A 20,505-nucleotide genomic window follows, 5' to 3' on the forward strand; every position below is an offset into this window, starting at 1 on the left:
CTTCTTGTCGCGCGGGCAGAAGGAAGGACAGCCCTTCGACAAGCTCAGGGCGAACGGGATGCAATTCCCCTGACAATCGTTCGCAAAGACATTCGTTGACGACGGACGGCAGGCGGGCCTAGCAGGGCGCGTTCGTCACCCGTTCGGAAGATCGAAAGAAGAGACATGACCTACGTCGTCACCGATGCCTGCATCCGCTGCAAGTATATGGACTGCGTGGAGGTGTGCCCCGTGGATTGTTTCTACGAAGGCGACAACATGCTCGTGATCAACCCGAACGAGTGCATCGATTGCGGCGTGTGCGAGCCGGAATGTCCGGCCGAGGCGATCCTGCCCGATACCGAGGGCGGCCTTGAGAAGTGGCAGGAACTGAACGCCACTTTCTCCGCCCAGTGGCCCAACATCACCCGCAAGCGCGAGGCACCCGCCGACGCCGACGAGTTCAAGGGCCAGGACGGGAAGTACGACAAGTATTTCTCCGCAGAGCCCGGCCAGGGCGACTGATCCGGAGCGGTTCGCCGCAAGTTCCGGCGCGAATCCCTACACATTTCGGGAAAACTGTGTTACAAGCTGCTCCCGTGGGGGGCGGCTTGTGATCGCTTGAAGATCATGAAGCGCGCCCCCACTTCATCAATGTGGGTGGTCATCGGATCGCCAGCGGCTGCGGGACTAGGGGTGGAGTGCTGCGGACCGTGAGGGCCGAACGACCGGAACTTTACCGGAAAGGTACGAAATGGCTGCAAAGGCGTTGAGCTTCGACGTCGGCGACTATGTCGTCTACCCCAAGCACGGCGTGGGCCGCGTGATCGAGTTGCAGAGCCAGGAGATCGCTGGCGCCAAGCTCGAACTGTACGTGCTGCGTTTCGAAAAGGAGCGGATGACGCTCCGCGTGCCGACCAACAAGGCCGAGTCCGTCGGGATGCGTAAGCTCTCCTCGTCGGTGACGCTCAAGGAAGCGCTCGAGACGCTGAAGGGCAAGCCCAAGGTGAAGCGCACCATGTGGTCGCGCCGCGCGCAGGAATATGAAGCGAAGATCAACTCGGGCGACCTCGTGTCGATCGCCGAGGTGGTGCGCGACCTGTTCCGCGCCGAGGACCAGCCCGAGCAGAGCTATTCCGAGCGCCAGATCTTCGAGGCCGCGACCAGCCGGCTCGCCCGCGAACTGGCCGCGATGGAAGAGACCGATGAACCCCGCGCGCAGCAGAAGATCATCGAGATCCTCCGCGAAGCCGCGGTGGCGCTCGCGAAATAAGGCTGTTTGTTCAGCCTTGAGAGGGAAGGGCGGCTTCGGCCGCCCTTTTCTTTTGCGTCTTTGCCTTCGACGATGGCGATCGGAAAAAAGGCGTTGTGATCTTCGCGCGTCATTGCGAGGCGCAACCCGCCGTGGCGATCCACCCGCCACCGCATCTGGATTGATTCGCTCCGCTCGCAATGACGGGAAGCGGTGGGTAGCGATACCCGCCGCCCATCGTCACCCCGGAGTTGATCCGGGGTCCATAAGCCCGGCGCCCGATTCTGAAACGCAGCGCATATGGATTCCCGCGTTCGCGGGAATGACGGGAGGTGGTGGAAAGCGGCCGTTGAAGGCCGCCGAAAGAAAGTGTATTATCCTCCTATAACACGATGGCGTCGCCTGTTTAGACTTCTGTGGAATCCGGCGATCGATCGACCTCAAAATCGCTGGATGGTGAACGTCGCAGTCGGAATAGCGATCACCCCCGCTGCTATGCTTTTCCCATTCACAATCTTGTTCTTCGTCCATCCGCTTTGGATGTTTGACGGCTCCTCAACGTTCGCCCTCTTTGTGGGCTTCTATGTCATTCCATGGGCGGTTGCCGGATCGCTGTTCTATCTCGCAGCAACCCACGGCCCGTCCGCAGAGAGCATCGAAAACAGGTAGCAGTCGGCAGCGACTAGAACCCGCAGTTCCGCCACTGGGGCGTCAGTTGCCATAACCAACAAGCCGCGAACCGAGATCGGTCTTTTTGATCGGAAACCTGCCGAGAGGCGCAAGCAGCGGTTCGATGTCGGCTTCCACTTCGAGCCATTCGATCGACCGGAGTTCCGTCGGGCCAAACTCTATCGTGTCCATATATGCCAGCGGGCAGGCCAAGCTCGGCGGAAACCGCATCCTTTTCGGCTCATCGACATCGATAAACTTCACAAGCATTTCGCGAACGCCAACGGGCGCTTCCGCAATGGCTCGAAAGGCCTTCCGCCATTTGGTGTCAGACATAAATGCAGCGGAGAATCGCGCCCTAGCGGCACGACCATCGGCAGCTGGATCAAGCTGATTCAAGTGGTCCATCATGCGAGCATGACAAGCGGCGGGAATGTCCGCAACTGGGGCGATGTCCGCTCCTTCCCACGTAGGATTTCGTCTGTCACGGTCGCCGCACCGGACTACCGGGGCCGTTCTTTCTCATCGCCGATCCGCCTGTAGAAATGTCGTCTTTCGGCCGTCATGACTGTCAATGTTGTCAATTTCACCGGCCGCGACGGGCGGTAGGGATCACCCCGCCTTCGGATCGAACATGCCGTAGCGCGCCCGCCAGGCGGCGACCTCCTCGCGCCGATGCGGCGGCGGCATCGTATCGGCGATGACATGGCTGGCGACATCGCTTTCGGGATGGAGCAGCACCTTGCTCGATCCGTCGTGCAGCCACACCGGCACGAGGCCGTCGCACAGCAGATCGACCATCTCCTCCGCCAGATCGGTGCGGAACGCAGCGCCGCCATCGAGCGAGCGGACCACGATCGCCACGCCTTCCAGGCAGTTGCGCGGTTCGCGCATGATATCGAGCGAGACCATCAGGCCGCTGCGATCGGGCCGCGCGGCATCGGGCATGGCGGCGTTGCGGCGCCATCCGCAGAACCAGGCGCGGCAGATGTCCGGCCGCGTCGCGTGGATCGCGCAGCCTTCGGCCACCTGATTCACGCACGGGATGCCTGCGGGCTTGCGCAGATCGGGCGTGTCGATTCTGAGCACCTCGCAGCAGACCGCGCAGCCGCCGCAGTCGCGTCCTGCCACCACCTCGCCCAGCAGGGCGGTTTCCAGATCAACGTTCGCCACGGCGCGGGACTGCGCTCGCGGCGCGCCGAACGCAAGCGGCGAAGGCGCTTGCGCCGGTCGTTCCGTGCTGTATTATCACAACAATACAGTTGAGAGGCCGTGATGCGTATTTCCGCTTTGATTCTCGCCGCGCTTGCCGTCACTCCCGCCGCTGCGGCGACGCGCGATTTCCCGGCGCGCGGCTTCGACAGGGTCGAGCTGAAGTCGGCCGCCACCGTCGCGATCACGGCCGGCCCGCGCTTCGCCGTCCACGCGGAGGGCGATCCCGAACTGGTCCGCCGCCTGACCGCCGACGTGCGCGGCGATACGCTGGTGCTCGGCTGGCTAGAGGGCGGCAGCGTGCGCGGGCATAACGATCTGCGTGTCTCGATCACCATGCCGCGCGTCGCGGGTGCCGCGATTTCCGGCGCCGGCACGATGACGATCGATCGTGTGGACGGGCCGCAATTCGATGGCTCGGTGGGTGGCGCGGGTTCGATCCGCATCGCCCAGCTGCGCGCGCCGCGTACCTCGCTCGCGATGGGCGGCACCGGCACCATCGTCGCGGCCGGCCGCACCGCGCGGCTGGAGGCGAAAGTGTCGGGCGTCGGATCGATCGACGTCGCCAACCTCGCCGCCAACGCCGGCAATTTCGCGATGTCCGGCACCGGCCGGATCAGCGCGCGGGTCAACGGCCCGGCGGCCATCAGCCTGTCCGGCATGGGCAGCGTGGTGGTGGCGGGCAACGCGCAATGCGCTATCCAGAAGAGCGGCCTCGGCAGCGTTCGCTGCGGCCAGTGAGGAGACCGATCATGCCCCGTATCGCCGCCCCCTGGCTCCGTGGCGCCGCCTTGCTCGCGCTGCCGCTCGCCGCCTGCACCACCTCTGCGGAGGCCGCGACGCAGAATTACGGTGTCTCCGGCTTCAGCAAGATGCGGATCGCCGGCCCGTTCGACGTGCATGTCCACGTCGGCGGATCGCCGTCCGCGCGTGCGACCGGGCCGAAGGAGGCGCTCGATCGCCTCTCGGTCGAGCAGAACGGCGATACTCTGGTGGTGAAGACGCTGCCGGGTGGCTGGGGCGGCTGGCCGGGCGGATCGCAGGGCAAGGTGGTGGTCGAGGTGAACGCGCCGGGGCTGGAGGCGGTGGCGGTCACCGGATCGGGCGACGTGACGGTGGACCGGGTGCAGGGTGACGCGCTCGATCTCGCGCTGTCGGGATCGGGTGATCTCTCTGTCGGCACGGTCGACGTTGGGGCGCTGTCGGCGGTGATGACCGGATCGGGCGACATGAGCCTCGCCGGCAAGGCACGCACCGCCAACGCGACCGTCACCGGATCGGGCGACCTGAAGGCGGATGCACTGGTCAGCGACGATGCGCAGGCCAAGCTGGTCGGATCGGGCGATCTCGCGCTCGGCGCGCGGCGGACGGCCAAGGTGGTCCTGGCCGGATCGGGCGACGTGACCATCGCCGGCCCGGCCGCCTGCACCGTCAACCGTACCGGCTCGGGCGACGTCCATTGCGCGCGCGAGGCGAAGGACTGACGCGTCAGATCAGGGCGAGCGCCGCCAGTTCGGCGGCCATCGCGCCGGGGAGCGCCGACAGCCCCTCCGCCTCGGCACCGCCGAGATCGGGTGGGGCATCGGCGGCGGGCAGATAGCGCCAGCCCTGATGCGCGCGCTTGGGGTGGGCGCGGACGGGACGCAGATCGACGGAAAGCAGGATGCGGCAGCGCTTGCCATCCGGATCTTCCGCGAAACCGAGTATCTCCTGCCGCGCCACCAGCCGGTGCTTGATGATCCAGTAGACCGACCCGCCGACCAGCTCGCTCTCACGCTTCGGGCGGAAGCGGGTGATCAGATACGTCTCGCCATCGCTGGCGCGCGATTCCATTCGCTCGCGCAGCGTATCCAATTCGGTGCAACCGACCGCGACCTTGGTGATGTGCAGCGTCATCAGCCCCCGAAGATGGTGGCGGGTGCGCGCTCCGGCAACGTCACGAGACGTTGAAGGCGGTGGCGAGGCCGAGCAGCGCGAAGAAGCCCATACAGTCCGTCATCGTCGTCACGAACACGGTGGAGGTGACGGCGGGATCGATCTTGAGCTTCTCCAGCCCCAGCGGGATGAGCACGCCGGCAAGGCCCGCATTGATGCTGTTGATCACCATCGCGGCGAACAGGATCGCGGAGAGGCCGGTGTCATGGTAATAAACTTGGCAGCCGATCGTCATCAGCGCGCCCAGGCCGACGCCGTTGGCGACCGAGATCCACCATTCACGGCCGATCATGCGCCATGTGTTGGACGAGGTCAGCTGGTTGGTGGCGAGCGCGCGCACCGTCACGGCCATCGTCTGCGTCGCGGCGTTGCCGCCCATGCCCGACACGATCGTCATCAGCGCGGACAGAGCCACCAGCTTCTCGATCGCGCCCGAGAAAGCGCCGATCACCGAGGCGGCAAGGATCGCAGTGCCGAGGTTGATCAGCAGCCACAGCATGCGCGAGCGAATCGTACGGCGCAGCGGCTCGTTGATGTCGCCGTCGCCGGCGCCCGACATGGCGAGGATGTCCTCGCCGGCTTCCTGCTGGATGATGTGGAGGACGTCGTCGACCGTGATCATGCCGACCAGCCGCCCGGCGGCATCCACGACGGCCGCCGAGATTAGTGCGTATTTCTGGAAGCGGAGGGCGACCTCCTCCTGATCCATGTCGACCGGGATCAGGGTCTGCTCGCGTTGCATCACGTCGGCGATGGCGATGCTGCGGGGCGTGCGCAGCACCCAGCTCAGCTTGCAGGTGCCGACCGGGTGGTGGGCGTGATCGGTGACGTAGATTTCCCAGAAATCGGTCGTCAGATCCTCGTTGCGGCGCAGGTAATCGAGGACGTCGCCGACGGTCCAATGCTCGGGCACCGCAATCAGGTCGCGCTGCATCAGGCGGCCGGCGGATTCCTCCGGATAGCTGAGCGCTTCCTCGATCGCGGCGCGATCGTCCGGATCCAGCGCGCGCAGAACCTCGCGCTGGTCCTCGAGGTCCATGTCCTCGATGATCGCGACGGCGTCGTCGGTATCGAGTTCGGTGGCGAGGGCGGCGACCTGTCGTGCGGACAGTGCCTGCAGCACCTCGTCGCGCACCCAGTCGTTCATCTCGGCGAGAACGTCGCCGTCGAGCAGCTCGGCCAGCGCGGAGGCGAGCGGTGCGCGGGCATCGGCCGGCGCCAACTCGAACAGATCGGCGATGTCGGCGGGGTGGAGTGGGCGGACGAGGGCGCGCGCCTCCTCATTCTCGTCCTGCTCGACATGCTCGACGACGGTATCGACGAAATCGCGGGTGAGGCGGTTGTCCTCGTCGTGGCTCGGTTCGGGGCTTGCCTCGACGGTGTCGATTTCGGTCGGCTCGGGGGCCTCGAGGTCGGTGTCGCTCATAGGCCGCCTCCTTTTTCCTGACCGAAACAAACGCCTTTTGGCGCCTTAGACGCGTGCTGACGTGATGTCAGCCCTTTCATCGGGCGGATGCGACCCTAGATGGTCTCGCATGAACGCTCCCTATCGCCTGTCGGTGCTCGACCAGTCGCCGATCGCCGCCGGCTCCACCGCAACCCAGGCCTTGCAGAACACGCTCGATCTCGCGAGACTCTGCGACGATCTCGGCTATCACCGCTACTGGATGGCCGAGCATCATGCGACGCCCGCGCTGGCCGGCGCCGCGCCCGAGGCGCTGATCGGGCCGGTGTCGCAGGTGACCAAGCGGATGCGGATCGGCTCGGGCGGGATCATGCTGCCGCATTATTCGCCCTTCAAGGTCGCCGAGACCTTCAAGATGCTGGCCGCCCTCGCACCCGATCGCATCGACCTGGGGCTGGGCAGGGCGCCCGGCAGCGACCAGCGCACCGCGCTCGCCATGCGGCAGGACCGCTCACGCGGCTTCGGCGCCGAGGATTTCCCGGCGGCGCTGAACGAACTGCTCGCCTATCTCGACGATCGAACGGAGGAGGGGGCGGGGCTTCCCGACGATCATGTCTTCGCGCCGCTGCGCGCGACGCTGCCGAGCGGGGGCGGGGCTGTCCCGGTCTGGCTGCTCGGCTCCTCGCCGGACAGCGCGGTGCTCGCCGGGCGGCTCGGGCTGCCCTATGCGATCGCCGATTTCATCAATCCTGATGGCGTCGAGCTGGCGAAGCTCTACCGCGACATGTTCGTGCCCTCGCGCCACCTCGACGCGCCGCAAGTGCTTGCCACCGTCTGGGCGATCGCGGCCGATACGGCCGAGGAGGCGCAGCGCCTTTCCGCGCCCTCCGCGATGATGTTCGCGCATCTGACGCGCGGCGTCCTGATCCCGGTGCCGAGCATCGAGGAGGCGGTCGACTGGCTGGCGAGCACGCCGGCCGCGCTGTCGATGCGCCGCCGCCGGGTGATTACCGGCACCCCGGCCGAGGTGCGCGCCGGCATCGATCGGGTCGCCGAACTTTACGGCGCGCACGAGATGATGGTCGTCAACATCATGCCCGATCACGCCGCGCGGCGTCGCTGCTACGAGCTGCTGGCGGCCGAATATAAGCTGGCGGCGGCACCCATCCCCGCCTAGAGCGCGATCCATTCATTTCCAAAGGAGAGACGCATGTCCGATCCCGAGAACACCCTGACCTTCACCCTCGATGCCGGCGACGGCAAGGGTGGCGACGTGGTGATCCAGCTTCGCCCCGATCTCGCGCCCGGCCATGTCGAGCGCATCAAGGAGCTCGCCAGCGAAGGCTTCTACGACGGCGTGGTGTTCCACCGCGTGATCCCCGGCTTCATGGCGCAGGGCGGCGATCCGACCGGCACTGGCATGGGCGGTTCCAAGAAGCCCGACCTCAAGGCCGAGTTCAACGCCGAGCCGCACGTTCGTGGGGTCTGCTCGATGGCGCGCTCTTCCAACCCGAACTCGGCCAACAGCCAGTTCTTCATCTGCTTCGACGACGCCCGATTCCTCGATCGCCAGTATACGGTGTGGGGTGTTGTCACCTCGGGCATGGAGCATGTCGACGCGCTGCCCAAGGGCGAGCCGCCGCGTGCGCCCGGCAAGATCGTGAAGGCGACCGTCGGGGCCTGAACCGGACAGGCCCTCTCCCGCCCGCGCGGGAGGGGGCTATTGCCCGTCGCCCACCAGCCAGTCGTGGAACAGCCGTACCGGGCGGCGCGACAGGGCAGGCCGGCGGCAGACGAACCAATATTGCGATTCCGCCTCCGCCTCTTCGGCGAACAGCTTGACCAGGCGGGGGTCGCTCGCGCCTTCCAGATGGAAGTCGAGCATGAAGGCGACGCCGAGACCTTCGGCCGCCGATTCGAGGATGAGCTGGCCCGAATCGAACATGTCGATCGCGCGCGGCTCCAGCCCCGGCATCCCGATCGCCTGCCGCCACAGAACGAAATTGTCCTGCATGTCGCGGTGGAGCAGGATCGTCTCCTTGGCGAGTTCGGTCGGGTCGGTGAGCGGGTTCGGCCCTTCCTGCCGCGCGCGATTGCCGATCGCGACGATGCGGTTGCGCCCGAGCTTGCGGCCGTAGAGCGGCGGCTCGATCTCACGCGCCAGCACGATCGCGGCGTCCAGCCCGTCGCCGAGCCGCGTCAAGGCGTGGGCGCCGGTATCGATGTCGATGTGGAGATGCGGGTAGCGCGCCCGCAGGTCCGGCAGGCGGTGGATGAGCTGGCGTGAGGCGTAAAGCGGCAGCACGCCCAGTTTCAGGCGCATCAGCTCGGCTTCACCGGTCACCTGCTCGATCGCTTCACCCAGTGCATCGAGCGCTGGTGCGATGCGGCTGAGCAGCATCTCGCCGTCACCATTGAGCAGCATCGCCTGATGACGCCGCGCGAACAGGGGCCGCCCGATGAAGCGCTCCATGGCCTGCACGCGACGGCTAAGTGCCGGAGAAGACAGGGCCAGTTCTTCGGCGGCGGCCTTAACCGAGCCCAGGCGGGCAACCTGAACGAAGGCCTCGACGGCGGTCAGTGGTGGCAATCGTCGCATCGGCAGCCTCGCTTCGGACCCATTTTGGCGGCGCCTGTTGTGCATCGCAAATACGATAAATCTTTCAGCGTTGCAACGCACGCACGCCAAAACGACGTGGAAAGGCGATTGATGGTTGCGCAGTTTGCATCCGTATACCGTTCTTTTCGCACTTGCACAAAACACTGAGCAAGTGCACAAAGAGCGTGCCTTTCAGGCATCCTCTCCTAAAACTTCAGGCCGTCCTTCGGGGCGGCCTTTTTTTTGATCGCCGACTGCCACTCGCAGAGCGCACGTGCGTTGCCTATCTTTCCGGGGCCTCCAGACCATAACGGAGCGGGAACGATGGCAGACGCCGATACACTCGATCAAACCAACGCTGCACGCCTGCAGGTCGCCAATGCGCGGCCCGACGATAGCGGCCACGGCCTCGCCCGCCTGCCGCGCGGCGCGATGCAGACGCTGGGCGTAGTGGAGGGCGACGTCGTCGAGATCGTCGGCAAGCGTTCCACGCCCGCGCGCGCGGTGCAGCCCTATCCGGAGGACGAGGGGCTGGACATCCTGCGGCTCGACGGGCTGCAGCGTGCCAATGCCGGTGTCGGTTCGGGCGACTTCGTCGAGGTGCGCAAGGCCGAATCGAAGCCTGCGCAGCGCGTGGTTTTCGCGCCGGCACAGCAGAATTTACGCCTGCAAGGTTCGGGGGCGGCGCTGAAGCGCAGCTTCCAGATGAAGCCGCTGACCGCTGGTGATGTTGTCGCCACCACCGGCCAGCAGAAGGTGACGCAGGAGGATCTGCCGCCGCAGCTGCGGCAGATGCTCAACCGGCCGGCCTATTCGCTGCAGGAAATCCGGCTCGTCGTCGTTTCCACGACGCCCAAGGGCATCGTCCATATCGACCAGAGTACCGAGGTCGAGCTGCGTGCCGAATATGAGGAGCCCAAGGAGGCCCGTCGCGCCGATGTGACCTATGACGATCTTGGCGGCCTAGGCGACACGATCGACCAGATCCGCGAGATGGTCGAGCTGCCGCTGCGCTATCCCGAGCTGTTCGAGCGGCTCGGCGTCGAGCCGCCCAAGGGCGTGCTGCTCCACGGCCCGCCCGGCACCGGCAAGACGCGCCTCGCCCGCGCTGTCGCCAACGAAAGCGACGCGGAGTTCTTCCATATCGCCGGTCCCGAGATCATGGGATCGGCCTATGGCGAGAGCGAACAACGCCTGCGCCAGGTGTTCGAGGAGGCGACCAAGGCCGCGCCCTCGATCATCTTCATCGACGAGATCGATTCGATCGCGCCCAAGCGCGGGCAGGTGCAGGGCGAAGCCGAAAAGCGCCTCGTCGCGCAGCTGCTGACGCTGATGGACGGTCTGGAGAAGCGCGCCAACCTCGTCGTCATCGCCGCCACCAATCGGCCCGAGGCGATCGATGAAGCTCTGAGAAGGCCCGGCCGTTTCGATCGCGAGATCGTGATCGGGGTGCCCGACGAGCGCGGTCGCCGCGAGATCCTGGGTATCCACACGCGCGGTATGCCGTTGGGCGACAAGGTGGATCTCAAGGAGCTGGCGCGCACCACCTACGGCTTCGTCGGTGCCGATCTGGCGGCCTTGTGCCGCGAGGCGGCGATCGAGGCGGTACGGCGGATCATGCCGCGCCTCAATCTCGAGGAGCGGACCATTCCGGCCGAGGTGCTGGAGGAGCTTTCGGTCACCCGCGAGGATTTCCTCGAAGCGCTGAAACGCGTCCAGCCCTCTGCGATGCGCGAGGTGATGGTGCAGGCGCCCAACGTCGGCTGGGACGATGTCGGCGGCCTCGACGATGCGCGCGAGAAGCTGCGTGAGGGTGTCGAGCTGCCGCTGAAGCATCCGGACGCCTTCCGCCGCATGGGCATCCGCGCCGCCAAAGGCTTCCTGCTCTACGGCCCGCCCGGCACCGGCAAGACCCTGCTGGCGAAAGCGGTGGCGCGCGAGGCGGAGGCGAACTTCATCGCCACCAAATCGAGCGACCTGCTCTCCAAATGGTATGGCGAGAGCGAGCAGCAGATCGCCCGGCTGTTCGCCCGCGCGCGGCAGGTGGCGCCGACCGTGATCTTCATCGACGAGCTCGACAGCCTCGTTCCCGCGCGCGGCGGCGGACTGGGCGAACCAGCGGTGACGGAGCGGGTGGTCAACACCATCCTCGCCGAGATGGACGGGCTGGAGGAATTGCAGTCGATCGTCGTGATCGGCGCGACCAACCGGCCCAACCTGATCGATCCGGCGCTGCTCAGGCCCGGCCGGTTCGACGAGCTGGTCTACGTCTCGGTGCCCGACGAGAAGGGCAGGCGGCATATCCTTGGCATCCATACGGCCAAGATGCCGCTTGGCCTCGATGTCGATCTCGATGCGCTGGCGGCGCGGACCGATCGCTTCACCGGCGCCGATCTCGAAGACCTGACGCGCCGCGCCGGCCTGATCGCGCTGCGCACGTCGCTGGAGGCCAAGGCCGTCTCCATGGCGGACTTCGACAAGGCGCTGGAGGAGACCCGCGCGTCCGTCACCCCCGAGATGGAACGCGAATATGGGCAGATGGCGGCGCGGTTGAAGCAGGATGCGATGGCGCTGGAGCCGATTGGCTTCGTGTCGCCCGGCATGTTCAAGCCGCGCGAGGATTGAGCCTCATCCGTCGGTCGGCCGCGTCCAGCCATAGGCGCGGTCGACCGTCGCGACGATCACGCGATACCAGTCGTACCAGATCGCCCGGCCCTGGTCGCGGATGCGCGCGTGATCGGGGTCGTCGCGCCAGGCGATCGCGGCGGTCTCGTCCTGCCACCAGCTGATCGTGATGCCGACGCCATCCGCGTCGCGCGCGGAATCGATGCCGAGATAGCCGGGCATACGGGCCGCGGCATCGGCCATCGCTTCGGCGGCCTGCCCGTAACCCTGCGGATCGGCAGCGCTCCGTCCCGAAAGGAAGATCACCGCGATCGCGCCGGGAGGAGGATTGGGCATGGCCGCGCGGGATAGACCGGCCCGCCTCCGCGATGAAGCGGAAAGTGACCGGCATCCGTCACTTGAAGGACACGGCACCTCAATCGCATAGTCGCGTTTTCGTCACGAAGGCTTGCCTTCGTGGGCCGAGCTTGCCAACGCTGCGGCGGGCATCGGCCGAAGCGGACGAGGCCCAGGTGGAGACGACATGACCGGTTTTTCGGCGGAGCAGGCCGCATATCGCAAGCGTAAGGGTATGCTCGGCCCGATGGCGATGTTCTTCCGGGGCTTCCTCAAGCATCCGGTGATGGTGGGTTCCATCATCCCGTCGTCCAAGGCGACGATCGACCGGATGCTCGCGCCCGTCGATTGGGCCAACACCAGGCTGATGGTCGAATATGGCCCCGGCGTCGGCACTTTCACCCGCCCGATCCTCGAGCGGCTGGCGCCCGATGCGACGCTGGTGGCGATCGATACCAACCCGGATTTCTGCGATTATTTGAAGCGCTCCATTCCGGATTCGCGGCTGCAGATCGTCAACGGTTCGGCCGCCGACGTGAACGAGATCCTGGCCCAGCTCGGTTTCGACAAGGCCGACTACGCCATTTCCGGCCTGCCCTTCACCACGCTGCCGACCGGTGTCGGCCCGGCGATCGCCAAGGCGACGGCGGAGGCCCTGAAGCCGGGCGGCACCTTCATGGTCTATCAGTTCCGCCCGAAGGTCCGTTCGATCGTCGAGCCGTTCTTCGATCGTGTCGATCAGGAGTTCGAATTCTGGAACGTGCCGCCGGCGCAGCTCTGGTGGTTCCACAAGGACTGACGCGGCGGGCGGTCAGGTGATTTCCGCGCCCGGATTGCGGAAGTTCAGACGCCGGGTGACGGTGTAGTCGACGAACGCGACGACGAAATAAGCCAGCTTCCACTTCGCGCGCATCCACCAGCCGGCGCGCTCGCGGATCATCTCCAGGCTCGCTTCGCGCGACTGGCCCGTCTCGCTCTCGAAGTGGCGGTGGAGGCGGTCGGCGAGGGGCCGGTCTTCGATGCGCAGCATGATCTCGCAGTTGATGTAGAGGCTGCGCATGTCGAAGTTGGAGGAGCCGATATAGCTCACGTCGTCCGCGACGAAGAGCTTGGTGTGCAGCTTCTGCGGCTGATACTCCCAGATCTGGCTGCCCCGCCTGAGCAGGCGGACGTAGCAGTTGCGTGCCGCTGCGATCGTCATCGTGTTATCCGAATGCGCCGCCGAGATGATGCGCAATGTACCGCGCTGGGCGAGCCGGCCGATCCGGCGCAGCGTACCGGGGTTGGGCGCGAAATAGGCGGCGATGATATCGAGGCGGCGACTCACCCCGATGTCGCGCTTGAGCGATCGTGCCCAGGGGGAGAGCCGCTGCGTCGGGCCGCCGAACAGCCAGCGCAGCTTGCCCTTTTTCTGGCTGTGGCGCCGCAGGCAGCGCGTGAGATCGCGCATCTTGGCGCCCGGATCGTGCGCCCAGCGCATTACCATGTCGAAATACCCATCGAGATGCGCGGCGACCGGCCCTTCCACCAGCACCCCGAGGTCGCGCCAGTTTTCCGGCCCGTCGCCGAAATAGCCGGCGGCCACATTGAATCCGCCGATCAGCGCCTTGCCGCCGTCGGCCAGCGCCATCTTCTGGTGGTTGCGCAACAGGTAGCGGCGCCCTTTGCGTGGCAGGAAGCGGCAGACCGCGGCGCCGGCATCGCGCAGCGGCTGAAAGAATCCGTCCGCCGTCCGCTCGCTGCCGAAGCCGTCGACCAGCAGCGACACCTTCACGCCGCGCTCTCGTGCCGCGATCAGGGCGTCACGCACCGCAACGCCCACCGGATCGTCCCAGAAGATGTAGTAGAGCAGGCGCAACTCGGTGCTGGCTTGCCCGATCAGATCGAGCAGCGCCTTCAACCGCAACTCACGATCGATCAGCAGGTGCAGCCGGTTGCCCTCGATCTCGAACAGATCGGCGGTGCCGCTTTCCCCCGGTTCAGCTTTGGTGGCCATATAGCCAGATGCGTCACCTGCCCGGATGGTTGCAACCCGCCGCGCTTTCGTTGACAAAATTGCCGGTCGTCGCTACCTGCGGCCCTTCATCCGACATTCCGTCCCAGCATTTACGGAGCCCATATGGCGCGCGTCACCGTCGAGGATTGCGTCGACAAGGTCCCCAACCGTTTCGATCTGGTGCTGCTCGCCGCGCACCGTGCCCGCCAGATTTCGGGCGGCGCCGAGCTGACCATCGATCGCGACCGCGATAAAAACCCGGTCGTCGCGCTGCGCGAGATCGCCGACGAGACGATCACGCCGAATCACCTGTCCGACTCGGCCATTTCCGGCCTGCAGCGCGTCCAGGTCGACGAGGACGATGCGATCGACGAGATGGGTTCGCTCGCCCAGTCGGCCGAGGCTCTGCGCCTCACCGCCGCCGCACCGGCGCGCAACCAGAATGTCGGGCCGGACTACGAATAAGCCGGCCTGAGCCGTTCTGAAGAAAGATCAGCCGGCCGCAGCGATGCGGCCGGCTTCTTCATGCTCGGTCCCGTTCGCCGGCTCTTCCTCGGTGACGATCCAGTGCAGTTCGTGCAGGCCGAGCCTGCGACCGTCGGCGGCGTGTACCGCAACCTCCTGCACCGGCAGGCCGTCGCGATTGTCGACCAGCCGCGTGTTCGCGGGCTGGCACGAGGCCCAGCGGGCGCCCCATTGACGCAGCGCCACCAGCGCCGGCAGCAATGCCGCGCCTTTCTCGGTCAGCCGATATTCGACCTTGCGCTTGTCGTCGGTGCAGGGGCAGCGCTCCATCAGGCCATGTGCCACCAGCCTTGAGAGGCGATTGGCGAGGATGTTGCGCGCGATGCCGAGCGTGCCCTGGAACTGTTCGAAATGGCCCAGGCCGTTGAACGCTCCGCGCAGGATCAGGAACGACCATCGCTCGCCCACCACCTCCAGGGCGGCGGTCAGGCTGCAGCCGGTCACGATCCGGCGAATGACGTCGGTGTCCTCCAATGTCCCTCTCCTCCGCCGCCCTAGATAGGGTGAGTCGGGCGAAAACCCAAATGCCGTCGCGCGGCGGACACGAACGCGCAGAAAAAGCGCCCCGCACCGGCCTTCGCGGTTGCCTTGACTGCCATAAAACCCACATCATGGGCGCGTGCTGAGACAGTATGAACTCGTCGAGCGGGTCCGCCGCTATGATCCCGATGCGAACGAGGAGCTGATCAACCGCGCCTACGTCTTTTCGATGCAGGCGCATGGATCGCAGAAGCGTGCCTCGGGCGATCCTTATTACAGCCACCCGATCGAGGTGGCCGGTATCCTGACCGACCTGAGGCTCGACGACGAGACGATCGCCACCGCGATCCTGCACGACACGATCGAGGATACGGTCGCCACGCCTGAGCAGATCGAGAAGCTGTTCGGCCCGAACGTCGCGCGGATGGTCGACGGCGTCACCAAGCTCTCCAAGATCGAGGCGCAGTCCGAGAACGAGCGCGCCGCCGAAAACCTGCGCAAGTTCCTGCTGGCGATGTCCGACGACATCCGCGTGCTGCTGGTGAAGCTGGCCGACCGGCTGCACAACATGCGGACGCTCCATTACATCCCGAGCGAGGCCAAGCGCCGCCGCATCGCGAAGGAGACGATGGACATCTACGCGCCGCTCGCCGAGCGCGTGGGCATGTACGAGTTCATGAAGGAGATGCAGACGCTCGCCTTCCAGCAGCTCGAACCCGAAGCCTACGAGTCAATCACCAGGCGGCTCGATCAGCTGAAAGAAGGCGGCGGGGACCGGATTGCGCGCATCGCGTCCGGCCTCACCCTGCTGCTCGGTCGCCACGGCATCCAGGCCGAGGTGACGGGGCGCGAAAAGCATCCCTATTCGATCTGGCGCAAGATGACCGAGCGCCACATCAGCTTCGAGCAACTGAGCGACATCATGGCGTTCCGCGTGGTCGTCGCGGATACCGAGCAATGCTATCGCGCGCTCGGCCTCATCCACGAGCGCTGGCCGATGGTGCCGGGCCGCTTCAAGGACTACGTCTCGACGCCCAAGCGGAACGGCTACCGCTCGCTCCACACGTCCGTGATCCACAACGAGAAGGTCCGGATCGAAATCCAGATCCGCTCCGAGGCGATGCACGCGCAGGCCGAATATGGCTACGCCGCGCACTGGGCCTACAAGCAGGGCACCGCCGCCGACGTGGGCGGCACCAAGGTCAGCTGGATCCGCGACCTCGTCGAGATCCTCGACCATGCCGACAGCCCCGAGGAGCTGCTCGAGCACACCCGCATGGCGATGTACCAGGATCGCATCTTCGCCTTCACCCCGAACGGCGAGCTGATCCAGCTGCCCAAGGGATCGACGCCGATCGATTTCGCCTATGCCGTCCACACCGATCTCGGCAATCAGGCGGTGGGCGCCAAGGTGAACGGGCGGCTGGTGCCGCTGCGCACGCCGATCCAGAATGGCGATCAGGTGCAGATCCTGAAATCCGCCGCCCAGAAGCCGCAGCCCGAATGGATGAACTTCGTCGTCACCGGCAAGGCCAAGGCGACGCTGCGCCGCTTCGTCCGCCAGAAGGAGCGGGTCGAGATGATCGCGCTCGGGCGGAAATTCTACGACGAGATCGTCTCGCGCCTGCCTGCTCCGCTCGGCGCCGATGCGCTGGCGCAGGCGGTGAAGCGCCTGCATCTCGGCGACGAGAATGCGCTGATGGAGGCGATCGCGCGCCGCACGATCGATGATGCGGCGGTGGCGGAGGCGCTGATGCCTGGCACCGACGCGGCATCCCGCCCGGTGCCCCAGCGCGACAAGGTTTCGATCAAGGGGCTGACTCCGGGTGTCGCCTTTCGGCTCGCCGACTGCTGCCACCCGGTGCCGGGCGATCGCATCGTCGGCCTGCGCCGGCCGGACGCGCCGGTCGAGGTTCATGCGATCGACTGCCCGACGCTCGCCGCGCTGCCGGAAGACACCGACTGGGTCGATCTCGCCTGGGGTGACCAGTCGGACGGAGGCACCGCGCGGCTGGCGGTGATCATCCGCAACGAGCCGGGTTCGTTGGCGACGATGGCGGGTATCCTCGGCCAGCACGCCGCCAACATCCTCAACCTGTCGCTGGTCCACCGCGATTCGAGCTTCCACACCTTCCACGTCGATCTGGAGGTGCATGATCTCGCCCACCTGATGCGCATCCTCGCGGCACTGCGCGCGGCCGAGCCGGTGAGCCAGGCCGAGCGTGTACGGATCGGCGAAGAGGAGAGGTGGGAGGCGGCCTGAATCGCCGCCGTGGACGTTAGTCCGGAATCACCCGCGCGTCGGTGACGGCCTCCAGCGGGATGGTGCCGTAGACGTGCGGAAAGAGTTGTCCGCCGCGCGATGGCTCCCACACGACCGTATCGCCCAGCTGGTCGAGATCGACCTCGGCGAGCACCAGATCGTGCAGTCCCTCGAAATGCTTGGCGTGGGTCTCAGCCACCTGCTCGGCGGTGGAGAGGTGGATGTAGCCGTCCTCGATATCGATCGGCGCGCCGCTGAACGCGCCCTTGTCCTGCCAGCCCGCCCACTGGCCCGCGGTGAGGATCTTGTACGCCTTGCTCATGCCAAAAACCAAATCATGGATGCAGATGCCCCGTCTCGCAGCACGGCCCTTGCTCGAGCTGGAGAGTCACATGGCGAACCGAGAAGCGCACGTCCAGCATGCGGATCAAAGCCACACGCACGCCTTCGGGTTCCACATCGTCGACCAGTTCGACATGCGCCGTCAGCGAGGCATCGTCGCCGGCCAGCGACCAGAGGTGGAGATCGTGCACGCCGCCGACGCCGTCATGGCCCGCCAGCGCCTCGCGCACCTCGGTGAGCGACAGTCGCGCCGGTACGCCCTCCAGCAGGATCTGCGTGGTGTCGCGCAACAGCGCCCAGGTGCGTGGCAGCACCCACAGCGCGATACCGATGCCGATCAGCGGATCGATCCATTGCAGCCCGGTCGCCCAGATCGCGCCCGCGCCGATGATGACGGCGAGCGAGCCGAGCGCGTCGGCCATCACCTCCAGATAGGCGCCCTTCACCGCCATCGAATGGCCGCGTCCGCCCGACAGCACCGCCATGGCGATGATATTGGCGACGAGGCCCAGCCCCGCCACCGTCATCATGCCGAGCGAGGCGACCGGCACCGGATCGAAGAAGCGCCGGATGCCCTCGACCAGCACGAAGCCGCCGACGATGAACAGCAGCACGGCGTTGAAGGCGGCCGCGAGGATCTCGAAGCGGCGATAACCGAAGCTGCGCTTGTCGTCGGCCGGTCGCTTGGCGATGGCGAGCGCGGCGAGCGCGATGGCAAGGCCCGCCGCATCGGTGAACATGTGCGCGGCGTCGGAGAGAAGCGCGAGGCTTCCGAAATACCAGGCGCCAAGCAGCTCCGCACCCAGCACCGAGAGGTTCAGCCCCAGCGCGATCGCGATCCGATTGGCGCTGGCGCCGGCGGCATGATCGTGATGGCCGCCGGGGCCGTGATGATGGTGGCCATGGCCGTGGCTATGCCCGTGACCATGACTATGCCCATGATCGTGGTGGTCATGGCGGTGGTCATGGTGGTCGTTGCCGTGATGGTCGTGCGCGCTCATGCCGCCTGCTTAGCGCAAAGCGCCACGCCGCAACATGACAAGTCGGTCAGACTATGGTGTCCATCGCTGCCAGCATCGCCGATCCGCCCTTCTCCGCCTCGTCGGCACCGATGCGCATGAAGGCGAACAGTTCGCGGCCGGTGCCGAGCGGCGGCGGGGGCGCGTCCGCGATCTGGCGGGCTTCCCACTCGTCGAAATCGACCAGCGCCTCCAGCGAGCCTTCCTCGGCCGACAGGCGGATCATGTCACCGTCCTGCACCTTGGCGAGCGGTCCGCCGCCGAGCGCTTCCGGGGAGACGTGGATCGCCGCCGGCACCTTGCCCGATGCGCCGGACATGCGCCCGTCGGTCACCAAAGCGACGCGGAAGCCGCGATCCTGCAGCACGCCGAGCGGGGTGGTCAGCTTGTGCAGTTCGGGCATGCCGGTGGCGCGCGGGCCCTGGAAGCGCACGACGACGACGACGTCGCGCTCCAGCTCGCCCGCCTTGAACGCGGCCAGCACCTCGTTCTGGTCGGCGAAGACGCGCGCCGGCGCCTCGATCGTCCAGCGTGCGGGATCGACCGCGCTCGTCTTGAACACGGCGCGGCCGAGATTGCCCTTCACCAGCCGCATCCCGCCATCGGGCTGGAACGGGTTGGAGGCGGGGCGGACCATCGCCTCGTCGAGCGGCTGGTCGGGCGTCGGCTCCCACACCAGTTGGTCGTCGATCAGGCGGGGATCGGCGGTGTAATCGGCGAAGCCACCCTTCGCGATCGTCAGGATGTCGCCGTGGAGCAGGCCATGCTCCAGCAGCGTCTTGGTGATGTAGGCCAGCCCGCCCGCCGCCTGAAAGTGGTTCACGTCGCCCGATCCGTTGGGATAGACGCGCGCCAGCAGCGGCACGGTGGAAGAGAGGCGATCGAGATCCTCCCAGTCCATCACGATCCCCGCCGCGCGCGCGATGGCGGGCAGGTGGATGGCATGGTTGGTCGAGCCACCCGTGGCGAGCAGGCCGATCGCGGCGTTCACGATCGCCTTCTCGTCGACGACATGCCCCAGCGGCCGGTAGTCCGAACCGCCCAGCCCGATCTCGGCGAGTCGGTGGACGGCGGCGCGGGTCAGCGCCTGGCGCAGCTTGGTGCCCGGATTGACGAAGGCGGACTGCGGCACGTGCAGCCCCATCATCTCCATCATCATCTGGTTGGAGTTGGCGGTGCCGTAGAAGGTGCAGGTGCCGGCGCCGTGGTAGGAGGCCGATTCGGCCTCCAGCAGCTCCTCGCGCCCGCATTTGCCCTCGGCATAGAGCTGGCGGACGCGCTGCTTCTCCTTGTTGGCAAGGCCCGAAGGCATCGGCCCGGCCGGGATCAGCAGCGCCGGCAGGTGGCCGAAGCGCAGCGCGCCGATCAGCAGGCCCGGCACGATCTTGTCGCAGATGCCGAGCATCGCGACGCCCTCGAACATGCCGTGCGACAGGCCGACGGCGGTGGAGAGCGCGATCGTGTCGCGGCTGAACAGCGACAGGTCCATGCCCGGCAGACCCTGCGTCACGCCGTCGCACATCGCCGGCACGCCGCCCGCCACCTGCGCGGTGGCGCCGACCTCGCGCGCCCACAGCTTCATCTGCTCGGGGTAGCGATAGTAAGGCTGATGCGCCGACAGCATGTCGTTATAGGCGGTGACGATGCCGATGTTCATCGCGCCGCCGTCGCGGATCACGGCCTTGTCCTCGCCCGAGGCGGCGAAGCCGTGAGCGAGATTGCCGCAGCCCATGCGCGACCGGTCCACCCCGCGCTCCCGCTCCCGCTCGATCAGATCGAGATAGCGCTCGCGCGTCGGCTTGGACCGCTCGACGATGCGCTGGGTGACGGCGTGAACGGCGGGGTGGAGAGTGGTCATCTCAGTCTTT

General features: G+C 66.5%; 22 protein-coding genes. 11 read left to right on the plus strand and 11 right to left on the minus strand.

What is annotated here, in order from left to right; translation table 11 throughout:
• The first annotated feature begins 165 nt into the window (after positions 1–165).
• The 3 genes from fdxA to QGN17_RS16410 all read left to right on the plus strand — a co-directional run bounded on the left by fdxA (position 166) and on the right by QGN17_RS16410 (position 1,900).
• Complete coding sequence (fdxA, locus tag QGN17_RS16400; protein WP_022690933.1) at positions 166–504, plus strand: ferredoxin FdxA; 339 nt, start codon at positions 166–168, stop codon at positions 502–504.
• 229 nt (positions 505–733) lie between these two features.
• Entirely contained in the window at positions 734–1,252 is a 519-nt protein-coding gene (locus QGN17_RS16405; protein WP_022690932.1) for a CarD family transcriptional regulator, read from the plus strand.
• Between the two features lie 432 nt (positions 1,253–1,684).
• Positions 1,685–1,900, plus strand: coding sequence for a hypothetical protein (locus QGN17_RS16410; protein ID WP_281045670.1), 216 nt, complete (start codon positions 1,685–1,687; stop codon positions 1,898–1,900).
• Positions 1,901–1,942: 42 nt separating this feature from the next.
• Here the strand turns inward: QGN17_RS16410 and QGN17_RS16415 are convergent, their stop codons facing one another.
• Both QGN17_RS16415 and QGN17_RS16420 read right to left on the minus strand, forming a co-directional pair.
• Positions 1,943–2,299 (minus strand): hypothetical protein, encoded by a 357-nt coding sequence (locus tag QGN17_RS16415; RefSeq protein ID WP_281045672.1) that lies wholly within the window; start codon positions 2,297–2,299, stop codon positions 1,943–1,945.
• 213 nt (positions 2,300–2,512) lie between these two features.
• Entirely contained in the window at positions 2,513–3,073 is a 561-nt protein-coding gene (locus tag QGN17_RS16420) for a YkgJ family cysteine cluster protein (protein ID WP_281045673.1), read from the minus strand.
• A 102-nt stretch (positions 3,074–3,175) separates the two neighbouring features.
• On the opposite strand from QGN17_RS16420, the gene QGN17_RS16425 reads away from it, so the two are divergent.
• Positions 3,176–3,853, plus strand: a complete 678-nt coding sequence (locus QGN17_RS16425; RefSeq protein WP_281045674.1) for a GIN domain-containing protein — start codon at positions 3,176–3,178, stop codon at positions 3,851–3,853.
• 11 nt (positions 3,854–3,864) lie between these two features.
• Positions 3,865–4,596, plus strand: coding sequence for a head GIN domain-containing protein (locus tag QGN17_RS16430; RefSeq protein WP_281045675.1), 732 nt, complete (start codon positions 3,865–3,867; stop codon positions 4,594–4,596).
• 4 nt (positions 4,597–4,600) lie between these two features.
• Here the strand turns inward: QGN17_RS16430 and QGN17_RS16435 are convergent, their stop codons facing one another.
• Positions 4,601–5,008, minus strand: a complete 408-nt coding sequence (locus QGN17_RS16435; RefSeq protein ID WP_281045677.1) for a DUF1489 domain-containing protein — start codon at positions 5,006–5,008, stop codon at positions 4,601–4,603.
• A 40-nt stretch (positions 5,009–5,048) separates the two neighbouring features.
• Positions 5,049–6,473, minus strand: a complete 1,425-nt coding sequence (gene mgtE, locus QGN17_RS16440; RefSeq protein ID WP_281045678.1) for a magnesium transporter — start codon at positions 6,471–6,473, stop codon at positions 5,049–5,051.
• 109 nt (positions 6,474–6,582) lie between these two features.
• Between mgtE and QGN17_RS16445 the strand changes: the two genes are divergently transcribed.
• Both QGN17_RS16445 and QGN17_RS16450 read left to right on the plus strand, forming a co-directional pair.
• Positions 6,583–7,629, plus strand: a complete 1,047-nt coding sequence (locus tag QGN17_RS16445; RefSeq protein ID WP_281045679.1) for an LLM class flavin-dependent oxidoreductase — start codon at positions 6,583–6,585, stop codon at positions 7,627–7,629.
• Between the two features lie 33 nt (positions 7,630–7,662).
• Entirely contained in the window at positions 7,663–8,136 is a 474-nt protein-coding gene (locus QGN17_RS16450) for a peptidylprolyl isomerase (protein WP_281045680.1), read from the plus strand.
• 36 nt (positions 8,137–8,172) lie between these two features.
• Here the strand turns inward: QGN17_RS16450 and QGN17_RS16455 are convergent, their stop codons facing one another.
• Complete coding sequence (locus tag QGN17_RS16455; protein ID WP_281045681.1) at positions 8,173–9,051, minus strand: LysR substrate-binding domain-containing protein; 879 nt, start codon at positions 9,049–9,051, stop codon at positions 8,173–8,175.
• A 324-nt stretch (positions 9,052–9,375) separates the two neighbouring features.
• On the opposite strand from QGN17_RS16455, the gene QGN17_RS16460 reads away from it, so the two are divergent.
• On the plus strand, positions 9,376–11,676 hold the full coding sequence (locus QGN17_RS16460) for a CDC48 family AAA ATPase (RefSeq protein WP_281045682.1): 2,301 nt from the start codon (positions 9,376–9,378) through the stop codon (positions 11,674–11,676).
• Positions 11,677–11,679: 3 nt separating this feature from the next.
• On the opposite strand, the gene QGN17_RS16465 is transcribed toward QGN17_RS16460, so the two are convergent.
• Positions 11,680–12,012, minus strand: coding sequence for an antibiotic biosynthesis monooxygenase family protein (locus tag QGN17_RS16465; protein WP_281045683.1), 333 nt, complete (start codon positions 12,010–12,012; stop codon positions 11,680–11,682).
• A 187-nt stretch (positions 12,013–12,199) separates the two neighbouring features.
• Between QGN17_RS16465 and QGN17_RS16470 the strand changes: the two genes are divergently transcribed.
• Positions 12,200–12,811, plus strand: a complete 612-nt coding sequence (locus tag QGN17_RS16470; RefSeq protein WP_022690916.1) for a class I SAM-dependent methyltransferase — start codon at positions 12,200–12,202, stop codon at positions 12,809–12,811.
• A gap of 12 nt (positions 12,812–12,823) precedes the next feature.
• On the opposite strand, the gene QGN17_RS16475 is transcribed toward QGN17_RS16470, so the two are convergent.
• A complete protein-coding gene (locus QGN17_RS16475) occupies positions 12,824–14,008 on the minus strand; it encodes a phospholipase D-like domain-containing protein (RefSeq protein ID WP_281045684.1) in 1,185 nt (394 codons plus the stop codon).
• 123 nt (positions 14,009–14,131) lie between these two features.
• Here QGN17_RS16475 and rpoZ point away from each other — a divergent pair, with 123 nt between their 5' ends.
• Positions 14,132–14,473 (plus strand): DNA-directed RNA polymerase subunit omega, encoded by a 342-nt coding sequence (gene rpoZ, locus QGN17_RS16480; RefSeq protein WP_022690914.1) that lies wholly within the window; start codon positions 14,132–14,134, stop codon positions 14,471–14,473.
• Between the two features lie 27 nt (positions 14,474–14,500).
• Here rpoZ and QGN17_RS16485 read toward each other — a convergent pair whose 3' ends face one another.
• On the minus strand, positions 14,501–15,007 hold the full coding sequence (locus tag QGN17_RS16485) for a winged helix-turn-helix transcriptional regulator (protein WP_281045685.1): 507 nt from the start codon (positions 15,005–15,007) through the stop codon (positions 14,501–14,503).
• Positions 15,008–15,152: 145 nt separating this feature from the next.
• Between QGN17_RS16485 and QGN17_RS16490 the strand changes: the two genes are divergently transcribed.
• Positions 15,153–17,276, plus strand: coding sequence for a RelA/SpoT family protein (locus QGN17_RS16490; protein ID WP_281045686.1), 2,124 nt, complete (start codon positions 15,153–15,155; stop codon positions 17,274–17,276).
• A gap of 16 nt (positions 17,277–17,292) precedes the next feature.
• Here QGN17_RS16490 and QGN17_RS16495 read toward each other — a convergent pair whose 3' ends face one another.
• Genes QGN17_RS16495 through edd form a run of 3 tightly spaced genes read right to left on the minus strand, consistent with a single transcriptional unit; the run spans position 17,293 to position 20,495 of the window.
• Positions 17,293–17,598 carry a DUF952 domain-containing protein gene (locus tag QGN17_RS16495; RefSeq protein WP_281045687.1) on the minus strand — a complete coding sequence of 102 codons (306 nt, stop codon included), beginning with the start codon at positions 17,596–17,598 and terminating at the stop codon, positions 17,293–17,295.
• Positions 17,599–17,611: 13 nt separating this feature from the next.
• A complete protein-coding gene (locus QGN17_RS16500) occupies positions 17,612–18,619 on the minus strand; it encodes a cation diffusion facilitator family transporter (RefSeq protein ID WP_281045688.1) in 1,008 nt (335 codons plus the stop codon).
• Positions 18,620–18,665: 46 nt separating this feature from the next.
• On the minus strand, positions 18,666–20,495 hold the full coding sequence (edd, locus tag QGN17_RS16505) for a phosphogluconate dehydratase (RefSeq protein ID WP_281045689.1): 1,830 nt from the start codon (positions 20,493–20,495) through the stop codon (positions 18,666–18,668).
• Positions 20,496–20,505 lie beyond the last annotated feature (10 nt).

Origin of the sequence: Sphingomonas oryzagri (assembly GCF_029906645.1) — a bacterium.
Lineage (GTDB): Bacteria > Pseudomonadota > Alphaproteobacteria > Sphingomonadales > Sphingomonadaceae > Solisphingomonas > Solisphingomonas oryzagri.